The organism is Micromonospora sp. CNZ299 (genome assembly GCF_002754415.1).
This window is the reverse complement of sequence record NZ_PEFG01000001.1, coordinates 3,037,034-3,047,175: the sequence shown is the minus strand read 5'-3', so window position 1 is coordinate 3,047,175 and position 10,142 is coordinate 3,037,034. Positions and strand designations below refer to the sequence as shown.

The following is a 10,142-nucleotide window of genomic DNA, read 5'->3' as shown; positions in this document are numbered from 1 at the left end:
CGTTATTACGAGAGGGGTCAGCTCACGCCGGCCCGTGCGCCTCGGACGGTCAGCTACCGCCCCGTACGTTGCGGATGCCGAACGCCACCGCGCCGATCACGAGCACGACGCCGAGGAGTTGGAGGCCCGGCGAGTCGTCGGCCTCCCCGTGCACGATGCCGGCGACACCGAGCGCGACGCCGAGGACGGCGACGACGGTCAGGACGTACCTCATGAGGTTTCCTCCTCAACCCACTCGAGCAGATCTCCGGGCTGGCAGTCGAGCACCCGGCACATCGCTTCCAGGGTGCTGAAGCGGACGGCCTTGGCGCGGCCGTTCTTCAGCACCGCCACGTTGGCCGGAGTGAGCCCGACGCGTTCGGCGAACTCGCCGACGCTCATCTTGCGCTTGGCCAACTCGACGTCGATGCGGACGACGATGGGCATCAGATCACCGCTTCCATGTCGGTCCGCAGCGTGGTCGCCTGCCGCAGCAGCGCACGCATCACCACCATGAGCAGCCCGAGCACCGTGACGCCCATCGTCAACAGGAACAGCAGGATCGGGCCGCCCGGGTCGTCCGCGTTGAAGCCGACGTAGAGGAAGACGCCCACGAGCACCGCCCACCCCGCGCCGATGGCCCACACGATCAGGTCGACCCACTTCAGCGACGCCTCGGTGAAGATGCGGTCGTTCTTGACCATGTTGAGCAGTTGCCACGTCGACACGATCACCACCTGGACGCACAGCACCCAGAACACCGTCACGGCGGTCAGCGGCCACCGGAGGTAGGCGTGGTCCGGCGACTCCTGGGCCATGTGCGCGAACTGCCCCGGCAGCGAGAACGTCTGGAACCCGATCAGGACCACGAACAGGACCACGAGAACGATTCTGAGAGCGGCTACCGCTCGATGCTCCGTAAACATGCATCGAGTTTCGCTCGTTACCTATCGAAAGTCAATCGGTGGATCGAGGGCGCCGGGGCGTCGGTGGGCGACTCACGCGGCAGCAGTCAGCTCGGCAAGGACCGTGTAGAGCCGGGCAGCCGCCGACTGGTCGAACTCCGGTCGCGTGAGAGGGACCGGCGCGCCGCGCCGCAGCGCCGTCAGCCGAGCGGCCGGCGGCTCGGCCAGCAGGGCCGCCAGGAGGGTGGCAGCGTCAGCGGTGGAGGATCCGAAGAGCGCGGCGGACGCCCCTACGAGGGCGCGCATCGGTTGGCGGAGTTGACGGTGCATACCGCTGTCGACGAACAGTGGGTTGTACAGCACGTATCGGATTGGGCTGTTCGGGTTGTGCGCGGCGAAGCCGGCGCCAAGGAGGTCGTTGGCGCGCGCGCCCTGCATCGTCGCCTTCAACATGGTGTAGCCGTTGGCCAGCTGCAGATCGTCCCAGTGGATTCGGCCGGCCCGGATTCCGCCGGTGCCGCTGAGGTTGAGGATGACCGGTGTCTGAGCACGTTCCAATGCCGGGCGGAGCCGTTCGGCGAGCAGATAGCGACCGAGGACGTAGATCGCGAAGGTCTGCTCGAAGCCCTCACCGGTGACGATCCGCCGCTGGTCGAAACGCCCTGCCGCCAGTACCAACACGTCGATCTTGTCCGGTAACCGGTCTGCCAGTGCGGAGGTCTGCCGGACCGAGGTGAGGTCGGCGTCGGCACTGCCGATCGCGACCACCCGATCTCCGGCTCGCCGCAGTTTGTCGGCAAGGGCACCGCCGATGCCACGCGTCCCGCCCGCAATCACCACTGTGCGCATACTTCATCGTTGGCTTCTGTCGGCCCACTCGAAAGAAGGCACATCGATGTCACCGGCACTGCAGCTACCCGTGACCCCGGCCGACCGCGCGGCGTGTCCGGCAACCGACGTGCTGCGCCGCGTAGGCGAGAAGTGGAGCGTTCTCGTTCTCGCGGTGCTCAGCGAACGCCCCCACGGCTTCAACGAACTCGACCGCACCATCCACGGTCTGAGCCGACGCATCCTCACCCGCACACTGCGCACCCTGGAGAGCGACGGGCTGATCAGCCGTCATCAGACACCGGAGCGTGTCGAATATGCGCTCACCGACCTGGGCCGCTCACTTCTGCCACTGGTCATCGCCGTCGGCGAATGGGCAGTCACGCACGCCTCCGACATCGAGCAGGCACGCGCTCGGATGCATGGATGAGCCACGAGAACCCCGCACTCGCAGATCACCGGTGACCGCGTCCCGTTGCCTACGTCCGTCGGTGGTAGTGGTTGCGGCGGGGGAGTTGGTCGGGGTCGAGCCAGGCCGGGGGCACGAACTCCGGATGGCCGTTGTCGCCGAGTCGGACGGTCCAGTCGCTGTGGTGGAGGTGTCGGTGGTGGTGGCCGCAGAGCAGGACGGCGTTGTTGAGGTTGGTGGGGCCGCCGTCGGCCCAGTGGTGGATGTGGTGGGCGTCGCACCAGCGGGGTGGTCGGTCGCAGCCGGGGAAGGCGCAGCCGCGGTCGCGGAGCACGAGGGCGCGGCGTAGTGGGCCGGTGATGAGGCGGCGTTGTCGGCCGAGGTCGAGTGGTTGGCCGGTGCTGTTGAGGACGGCGGGCAGGATCGCGGCGTCGCAGGCGAGTCGGCGCACCGTTTCCGGTGTGAGGTGCAGGCCGATGTCGAGCGCCCCATCGCCCAGTTGCCGGGTCAGCGCGTCGTAGCTGGTGGTGACGACGACCTGGGCCGGATCGCCGCCGCTGTCGGGCAGCTCACCGGTGCGCAGGGCGAGGCGGCACACGTCGGCGAGGGCGTCGTGGCGGCGCTGGCCGGCGCAACGGTTGTCGTCGGGGCCGGCGGGTGCGCTGAGGGGGTCGATGGCGGCGCGCAGCAACGCGGCGGCTTCCGCGTCGAGGGTGCCGGTGAGGCGCAGCCGACCGTCGGTCTGCTCGGAGACGGTGAGGTGCCGGTCGCGGGTCGCCCGGGCCGCCTCGGCTTCCAGAGCCGCCGCCGCGGCGGCGTCGGCGATGTCGGGTGCGACGTGGTCGAGGATGCGGGTGCCGAGTTTGCGCAGCAGGGTGGGGTCGAACTGCCCGGCCCAGTCAACCAGCACACCGACGGCCTTGTCGGCCACCTCCGGCCCGGCGGCCGTCTGCACAGTGGCGACGGTGTCGGCGATGACCCGCACCTGCTCCACGCTGACCGCGCCGGCCGCCAGCGCGCCCCGCACGGCCGGCGGGGCCGCGTCAACGCAGACCGCGAGATCGACCAACCGACGGGCCGCCGGAATGGTCAACCGCAGTCGCTCACGCAACCAGACCGCGGTGCTGCACGCGCCCTGCGCGACCGCAGTGCCCCGACCGTCCACCTCCCGCACCAACGCCAGCTTCACGGCGGCGAGACGCTGCTCCAAGCGGTGCGCGGCATCGAGCGCCGCGACCAGCTCGTGCTCGGTGAGAGGCCAGGCGGCCGCGTCGGCGCAGGTCGCCACCGCACTCTCCGCCCGCGCCAACTCATCGATCACACCCAAACTCTAGAACAGGTGTACGACAGATTCCGGCCCCGCGAGAAGCAAGGCCCGGCCGGTCAGGCGTTGTCGTCGTCGGGGGTGCGCTTGGCGCGGCTCGGCTGCACCCGCTTGGGTTCGCCGGGCATCTTCGGGTGGTCCGGCGGGTACGGCAGGTCGCCCTGACCGGCGGCGGCGTCCCGGTCGGCCCACTCCAGCAGCGGGGTGATGTCCCACGGCGCGTCGTCGATGCCGGCGTGCGGGTCGCCGCGCTCGGCGAGCCGGACCGGAACGGTGCGCAGGTCGAAGTCGTCCGGGTCGACGTCGGGCAGCTCGTCCCAGGTGACCGGGGTCGAGACGGTGGCCCGGGCGTTGGCCCGCAGCGAGTACGCGCAGGCGATCGTGCGGTCGCGCGCCATCTGGTTGAAGTCGACGAAGACGCGGCTGCCGCGTTCCTCCTTCCACCACGCGGTGGTGACCAGGTCGGGGTGGCGGCGTTCCACCTCCCGGGCGAGCGCGATGGTGGCCCGGCGCACCTCGGTGAACGTCCAACGGGGCTGGATTCGCAGGTAGACGTGCACACCTCGGCCGCCGGAGGTCTTCGGCCAACCGGCCACGCCCAGCTCGTCGAGGAGCGCACGAACCTCCCCGGCGGCCCGGGCCGCGTCGGCGAAGTCGGTGCCGGGCTGTGGGTCCAGGTCGATGCGCAGCTCGTCGGGCCGGTCGGCGTCGGCGGCGCGGACGGGCCAGGGGTGGAACACGATGGTGCCCATCTGCGCCGCCCAGGCCACGTGTGCGAGGTCGACCGGGCACAGCTCCGCCGCGCTCCGACCGCTGGGGAAGGTGATCTGCGCGGTCGTCACCCACTGCGGCACCCCTCGGGTGGGCACCCGCTTCTGGAAGAACGCCTCACCCTCGACGCCCTCGGGGAAGCGTTGCAGCGTGGTGGGCCGGTCCCGCAGGGCGCGCATGATCCCGTCGCCGACGGCGAGGTAGTAGTGGAAGACGTCCGCCTTGGTGAACCCCCGCTGGGGGAAGATCACCCGGTCCGGACTGCTCAGCCGTACGCTGTGCCCGGCCACCTCGACCTCGGTGACCGCTGCCTTGGTGCCAGCCATCCCGCGACCTTATGCCACGACCCCGACCTTCGACGTACCGTTGACGGGTGAGTCTTGACGACAATGAGCTGCCCCGCACCGACGACGAGTGGCGGGTCCGGCTGACCCCCGAGGAGTTCCACGTCCTACGGGAGGCCGGCACCGAGCGACCGTGGACCGGCGAGTACGTGGACACGAAGACCCAGGGCGTCTACCACTGCCGCGCCTGCGGGTTGGAGCTGTTCTCCAGTGACACGAAGTTCGACTCGCACTGCGGCTGGCCGAGCTTCGACGACGCCATCCCGGGCCGGGTGAAGGAAATCGAGGACCGCACCCTCGGCATGGCGCGTACGGAGATCCGTTGCGCCCGCTGCGACAGTCACCTCGGGCACGTCTTCCACGGCGAGGGCTTCACCCCGAAGGACACCCGGCACTGCGTCAACTCGGTCTCCATCAAGCTGGAACCCCGCTGACCAGGGCACCCCGGGCATAACCACGCCCGGGGGCACAGCCACGCCCGGGGCGTGACCACGCTCAGGGCGTACTCCTCAACAGCTCGACCTCGGCGGTCCGGGACTGCTCGATGCGCCGGGCCAGGTCGCGGACCCGCTCGTTGCGGCCTACGTCGACCTGGGCCCGGGCCAGGTCGGCTGCCGACCGCTGGTGGTCGGCGAGCACCTCGCGCAGCACCCGGTCGACGTCCGCGTCCGGTGCGGTCCGCAGCCGGTCGAGCGCGGCGTCGTCGCCGTGCCCTTCGTGGTGGTGGGCGGCCGCGCTGGCGCCGGGCCCGGCCGTGGGCAACCAGCCACGCATCGCGGCCAGCTCGTCGGCTTCGGTCGCCTCGATGGCGGCGGCCAGGGTGCGCAGCGCGTCGTCGCGCAGCCGGTCGGAAGCCAACCGGACGATCTGCAGGGTGCGTTCGCTGTGCCCGACCATCGTGCTGAGGAACACCACGTCGATCCCGCTCATCGTGGCGGCGTCGATCGTGTCCCCGGCCGGGGCGGCACCGGCGCCGGAGGCTCCGGCGCCTGGGGAACCGGCATCCGCGGCCCCGGCCGCCGCCGACCCGGCCGGGGACGCGGGCGCCGGTTGCGGCCGGGTTGACGGGTTCGATGTGGGCGACCCTGCGCAGCCGGTGAGCAGCAGAGCGGCGACCACTGACGCCAGACGGGTACGGCGAGGCATACCGGGTGCTCCGTTCACGCGAGGGCGGCGAACACGGGTGCGGCCATGGGCCGCACCCGTGCGGTCAGACCTGGAGCCAGAGCGCCGGTACGTTCGGCGGCTCCCAGCCGGGAATCGCGGTGTGCGCCTGCCGGCAGCGGTAGGTGGCTCCGCCGTAGGTGACCTGGTCGCCGACCTGGTACGCCCGACCCGTCGTCCAACTGCCGCCCGGCGCGGGCGGAGTGGTCGGCGTGGCGGTCGGCGTGGGCCGTGGGGTGGGTGAGGGGGTGGGGGTCGGGGTCGGGGTCGGGGTCGACCCGCCGCCGCCGATCTGCACGTCGATGCAGGAGTAGAAGGCGTTCGCCGTGTCGGAGATGTTCCACACCGCGAGGATCTTCTGACGGCCGGAGAAGCCGCCGAGGTTGACGTTGTGCGAGACGGTGGCGCCCGGCTGCTGGTTGTTGCCGTTGACCACGCCGACAGGGGTGTTGCCGATCCAGTACTCCCAGTTGCTGGTGGCGTGCCGGGCGGTGTTCACCCAGGTGAAGGTCAGCGAGCTGCCGACCGAGGTGGCCGGCCAGCCCCGGCTGTCGTCGTTGAGGACGGCGAACTGGGCGATTCCGGCGTTGCAGCTGCGCAGGCCCTTGGGGCCCTCGACGCTCTGCGGCTCGTACTTGATCTGCCCGCAGTCGGGCACCCGGCCCTGCGCGCAGAGCGCCTGCCGGCTGGGCGGGGCGGAGACGTAGCCGTGCGCCTGCGCGGGGGCGGCGACGGTGAGGGTGGCGGCGACAGCACCCGCCGCCACCAGCGGAATGGTCATTCTTCGACGCATCGGGGCAGCTCCTTCTCCAGGTACGGTGGGTGCCCCTCAAGGTAATTTAAACTTTGTTAACAGTAAAGACTCCCATCGATAAATCCATCGATGGTGGCGAGTTTTCCCTCAGATCCGGAGCAGGCTCCCCCGGTCGTCGACCTGGTCGGCTGACTCGTCGTCCAGCCAGACGCCGCCGGTGGCGAGGTAGCGGAACCGGTATTCACCCGGGGGAAGCTTCACGGTCACCGTCCGGGTGCCGTCGCGGCGGGTCACCATCTCGTGCCGGCCCGGCTCCCACCCGTTGAAGGAGCCGACCACGCTCACCGGGCCGAGCGGGGCGTCCCGGGGGAGGCAGAAGGTGACCCGGGTCTGGTTGCCGAAGAGCTTGTTGCGCTTGATCACTGTGATCCTCCGGGGTTGCGGCGGTTCACCCCACACAACGGACAACACGCCGACGCCGACACGCCGCCACGACTCCTGGACCTCGACATTTCGCCTCGTGAGCCGCCGAACGGAGAGCAGTCTGTAGACACATGTCGTGATATGGGAGGTTTCCGATGGCAACGTGCGAAGTCTGCGGCAACGACTACTGGATGGCGTTCGAGGTGCGCACCGTCAGCGGTGACGTGCACACCTTCGACTCGTTCGAGTGCGCGATCCACCGGTTGGCACCGATCTGCGAACACTGCCAGATCAAGATCGTCGGGCACGGCGTCGAGGTCAACGGCCGCTTCTTCTGCTGCGGGCACTGCGCCCGTGCCGTCGAGGGCGACGTGGGCGCGGAGATCCGCGACGCCGTCGGCGCACGCCCGGCCTGACCCGCGCCTGCGGTACGGTCGTCCCCATGCGGCCACTGCTGGGCGTCCTGCCCCCGCCGCGCTCCTGAGCGGAGCGCCGCGCCTCTCGCCGATCGGGTGACCTGACCCGACCCGGCTCGCTGCCGTACGCGCTCCGTCGACGTCGTCCCCGTCAACGGCTCATCCTTCGGAGCGCATCCGTGTCCGTTTCCCGTACCGTGCAACCGGCTGCCTCGGCGCCGGCCGTCGACCAGGCCCGCACCGGCCTGATCCAGATCACCGTCACCGGCGTGCTGTGGGGCACCACCGGTGTGGCGGTGCAACTCCTGCATGACAGCACCGGGCTCAGCCCGGTGAGCATCGGCTTCCACCGCCTCGCGATCGCCGCGCTCGTCCTGCTGGCGTGCACCGCCGGTCGGCTCGGCGCGATCCTGGCCACCCTGCGCGCGGCACCCGTACCCCTGCTGCTCACCGGCGTCGGCCTCGGCCTCTACCAGGCGCTCTACTTCGCGGCCGTGGCCTGGGCCGGCGTCAGCGTGGCCACCGTCGTCAGCCTGGGCCTGGCCCCGGCGCTCGCCGCGGCCTGGGAGTCGGCGCGCGCCCGACGGATCCCCGGCCCGCTGCGTCTCGCCACGCTGGTCGCGGCCGTGGTCGGTCTCGCCCTGATCACCGGGGCGACGGCGGACCCGACCGCCACGGCGCCCGCGCCGCTGCTCGGCCTCCTCGCGGCTGCCGGCTCCGGCCTCGGGTACGCGGTGACGACCCTGATCAGCCGACAGGTGTCGCAGCGCGTCGCACCGATGACGCTGACCACCATCTCCACAGTTGTCGGAGCGCTGACCCTGGCGCCGTTCGCCGTGGTCGCCGGGGTGAGCGTGCCGGTACGCCCCGACACGGTGGCACTGCTGCTGCACCTCGGCGTGATCACCACCGCGCTGGCGTACGCGCTGTTCTACGCCGGGCTGCGCACCACCCCGGGCAGCGTCGCCGCCGTGCTGACCCTGCTCGAACCGCTCACCGCCGCGGCGCTGGCGGTGGTGCTGCTGCACGAGCCGCTTCCGCTGCCGGTCGTCGGCGGTGGCGTCCTGCTGCTCACCGCCGTGGCCGCCACCTACCTGGCACCTCGACCGGGCACCAGGTGAGGCGGCCTACCATCGTCGGATGCCCTCGCAGACCACCGAGATCCGGACGGCCTCCTTCGCCGACCTGAACACCCGTACCTTCCACGACCTGCTCAAGCTGCGCATCGACGTGTTCGTGGTGGAGCAGAACTGCCCGTACCCGGAACTCGACGGGCGCGACGTCGAGCCGGGCACGCGGCACCTCTGGCTGACCGACGGCGGCGCGCCGCTGGCGTACCTGCGGATCCTGGCCGACCCGGACGGCACCGCCCGGATCGGTCGGGTGGTGGTGGCACCGGCGGCGCGCGGCGGCGGGCAGGCCGGCCGACTGATGACCGCGGCGCTGGAGGTGGTGGGCAACCGGCCCTGCGTGCTGGACGCCCAGTCGCACCTGGTCGCCTTCTACACCCGGCACGGCTTCGCGGTCAGCGGCCCGGAGTACGTCGAGGACGGCATCCCGCACACGCCGATGCGGCGCGATGCCATTGACGTCTGACGATCGAGCTGGCATGGTGCCGGGTAGAGCCATCGCAGGAGCCAGCGAGTAGGCGCGGGAGTGGGCAACTCCCGTCGGTCCGGGTGTCGTCGTCCGACCTCATCCCCCCGGGGGCTCCATGTCCACTTTCATCCGATCACGACGCGTGTTCTGGTTGTTCGCCATCGCGACGGCCGCCGCGCTCCTGTTGACCACCGCGCTGACCACGATCCAGGCCAGGCCCGCCTCCGCGCACGGCTCGGTCGTCGACCCGGCTTCGCGCAACTACAGCTGCTGGCAGCGCTGGGGTGACGACTTCCAGAACCCTCGCATGGCCACCGAGGACCCGATGTGCTGGCAGGCCTGGCAGGCCGACCCGGCCGCCATGTGGAACTGGAACGGCCTGTTCCGTGAGGGCGTGGGCGGCAACCACCAGGGCGCCGTTCCCAACGGCCAGCTGTGCAGCGGCGGGCGCACCCAGAGCCCTCGCTACAACTCGCTGGACACCATCGGCGCCTGGAAGACCACCTCGGTGTCGAACAACTTCCGGCTCCGCTTCTTCGACCAGGCCAGTCACGGCGCCGACTACATCCGGGTGTACGTGACCAGGCAGGGCTTCAACGCGCTCACCGAGCCGCTCGGCTGGGACGACCTGGAGTTGGCCGGCCAGATCGGCAACACCCCGGCCTCGCAGTGGAACCCGGACACCGGTGGCGTCTCCATCCAGGTCCCGGTCAACGCGTCGGGACGCACCGGGCGGCACATCGTCTACACCGTCTGGCAGGCCAGCCACCTGGACCAGTCGTACTACCTGTGCAGCGACGTCGACTTCGGCGGTGGAACGGGCACCCCGCCACCCACCACTCCCCCGCCGACGACCCCGCCACCCACCACTCCCCCGCCCACCACCCCGCCGCCGACCACCCCGCCGCCGGCTGGGGCCTGCTCGGCGACGTACCAGGTCACCGGCCAGTGGGCCGGCGGCTTCCAGGCTGAGGTGAAGGTGACCGCTGGCGGTTCGCCCACCCGAGGCTGGTCGGTGAGCTGGAACTACAACAACGGCCAGCAGGTGACCTCGTCGTGGAACACCACGATCAGCACCAGCGGCGGACTTGTCACCGCACGCAACGCCAACCACAACGGCACCCTCGCCGCCGGAGCGAGCACCACGTTCGGTTTCCTCGGCTCCTGGAACGGCAGCAACCCGGTTCCGCTGGTCTCCTGCACGACGACCAGTTGACCCCCGTCCG

The 10,142-nt window shown here is 70.8% G+C and carries 15 protein-coding genes; 6 read left to right on the top strand and 9 right to left on the bottom strand.

Annotation, left to right across the window (positions count from 1 at the left end; all coding sequences use genetic code 11):
- Positions 1–49 precede the first annotated feature (49 nt).
- The 4 genes from CLT68_RS33150 to CLT68_RS14465 form a co-directional block, all read right to left on the bottom strand.
- Positions 50–214: a hypothetical protein gene (locus CLT68_RS33150; RefSeq protein ID WP_172861973.1), complete on the bottom strand. Its 165-nt coding sequence runs from the start codon at positions 212–214 to the stop codon at positions 50–52.
- A complete protein-coding gene (locus CLT68_RS14475; protein WP_088946848.1) occupies positions 211–426 on the bottom strand; it encodes a helix-turn-helix domain-containing protein in 216 nt (71 codons plus the stop codon). Before CLT68_RS14475 ends, CLT68_RS33150 begins: the two co-directional genes overlap by 4 nt.
- Positions 426–860, bottom strand: coding sequence for a DUF2975 domain-containing protein (locus tag CLT68_RS14470; RefSeq protein WP_486482167.1), 435 nt, complete (start codon positions 858–860; stop codon positions 426–428). The genes CLT68_RS14475 and CLT68_RS14470 overlap by 1 nt, the downstream gene beginning before the upstream one ends.
- A 117-nt stretch (positions 861–977) precedes the next feature.
- Positions 978–1,733, bottom strand: a complete 756-nt coding sequence (locus tag CLT68_RS14465; RefSeq protein WP_099851472.1) for a short-chain dehydrogenase — start codon at positions 1,731–1,733, stop codon at positions 978–980.
- A 46-nt stretch (positions 1,734–1,779) separates the two neighbouring features.
- Between CLT68_RS14465 and CLT68_RS14460 the strand changes: the two genes are divergently transcribed.
- Positions 1,780–2,142, top strand: a complete 363-nt coding sequence (locus tag CLT68_RS14460) for a winged helix-turn-helix transcriptional regulator (protein WP_099851470.1) — start codon at positions 1,780–1,782, stop codon at positions 2,140–2,142.
- A 49-nt stretch (positions 2,143–2,191) separates the two neighbouring features.
- Here CLT68_RS14460 and CLT68_RS14455 read toward each other — a convergent pair whose 3' ends face one another.
- Positions 2,192–3,442 (bottom strand): HNH endonuclease signature motif containing protein, encoded by a 1,251-nt coding sequence (locus CLT68_RS14455; protein ID WP_099851468.1) that lies wholly within the window; start codon positions 3,440–3,442, stop codon positions 2,192–2,194.
- A gap of 62 nt (positions 3,443–3,504) precedes the next feature.
- Positions 3,505–4,542 (bottom strand): non-homologous end-joining DNA ligase, encoded by a 1,038-nt coding sequence (gene ligD / locus CLT68_RS14450; protein WP_099851467.1) that lies wholly within the window; start codon positions 4,540–4,542, stop codon positions 3,505–3,507.
- 47 nt (positions 4,543–4,589) lie between these two features.
- Between ligD and msrB the strand changes: the two genes are divergently transcribed.
- On the top strand, positions 4,590–4,994 hold the full coding sequence (gene msrB / locus CLT68_RS14445; protein ID WP_088946842.1) for a peptide-methionine (R)-S-oxide reductase MsrB: 405 nt from the start codon (positions 4,590–4,592) through the stop codon (positions 4,992–4,994).
- Between the two features lie 61 nt (positions 4,995–5,055).
- On the opposite strand, the gene CLT68_RS14440 is transcribed toward msrB, so the two are convergent.
- The 3 genes from CLT68_RS14440 to CLT68_RS14430 form a co-directional block, all read right to left on the bottom strand.
- Positions 5,056–5,706 carry a DUF305 domain-containing protein gene (locus tag CLT68_RS14440; RefSeq protein ID WP_099851466.1) on the bottom strand — a complete coding sequence of 217 codons (651 nt, stop codon included), beginning with the start codon at positions 5,704–5,706 and terminating at the stop codon, positions 5,056–5,058.
- Between the two features lie 64 nt (positions 5,707–5,770).
- A complete protein-coding gene (locus CLT68_RS14435) occupies positions 5,771–6,517 on the bottom strand; it encodes a lytic polysaccharide monooxygenase (protein WP_099851464.1) in 747 nt (248 codons plus the stop codon).
- A 108-nt stretch (positions 6,518–6,625) separates the two neighbouring features.
- Positions 6,626–6,901 carry an isoamylase early set domain-containing protein gene (locus CLT68_RS14430; protein WP_099851463.1) on the bottom strand — a complete coding sequence of 92 codons (276 nt, stop codon included), beginning with the start codon at positions 6,899–6,901 and terminating at the stop codon, positions 6,626–6,628.
- Between the two features lie 155 nt (positions 6,902–7,056).
- On the opposite strand from CLT68_RS14430, the gene CLT68_RS14425 reads away from it, so the two are divergent.
- The 4 genes from CLT68_RS14425 (at position 7,057) to CLT68_RS14410 (ending at position 10,132) form a co-directional block, all read left to right on the top strand.
- Positions 7,057–7,317, top strand: coding sequence for a Prokaryotic metallothionein (locus CLT68_RS14425; protein WP_099851461.1), 261 nt, complete (start codon positions 7,057–7,059; stop codon positions 7,315–7,317).
- Between the two features lie 179 nt (positions 7,318–7,496).
- On the top strand, positions 7,497–8,438 hold the full coding sequence (locus CLT68_RS14420) for a DMT family transporter (RefSeq protein WP_486482166.1): 942 nt from the start codon (positions 7,497–7,499) through the stop codon (positions 8,436–8,438).
- Between the two features lie 19 nt (positions 8,439–8,457).
- Positions 8,458–8,913 carry a GNAT family N-acetyltransferase gene (locus CLT68_RS14415; protein WP_099851458.1) on the top strand — a complete coding sequence of 152 codons (456 nt, stop codon included), beginning with the start codon at positions 8,458–8,460 and terminating at the stop codon, positions 8,911–8,913.
- Positions 8,914–9,031: 118 nt separating this feature from the next.
- Positions 9,032–10,132 carry a lytic polysaccharide monooxygenase auxiliary activity family 9 protein gene (locus tag CLT68_RS14410; RefSeq protein ID WP_099851457.1) on the top strand — a complete coding sequence of 367 codons (1,101 nt, stop codon included), beginning with the start codon at positions 9,032–9,034 and terminating at the stop codon, positions 10,130–10,132.
- The last annotated feature ends 10 nt before the right edge of the window (positions 10,133–10,142 follow it).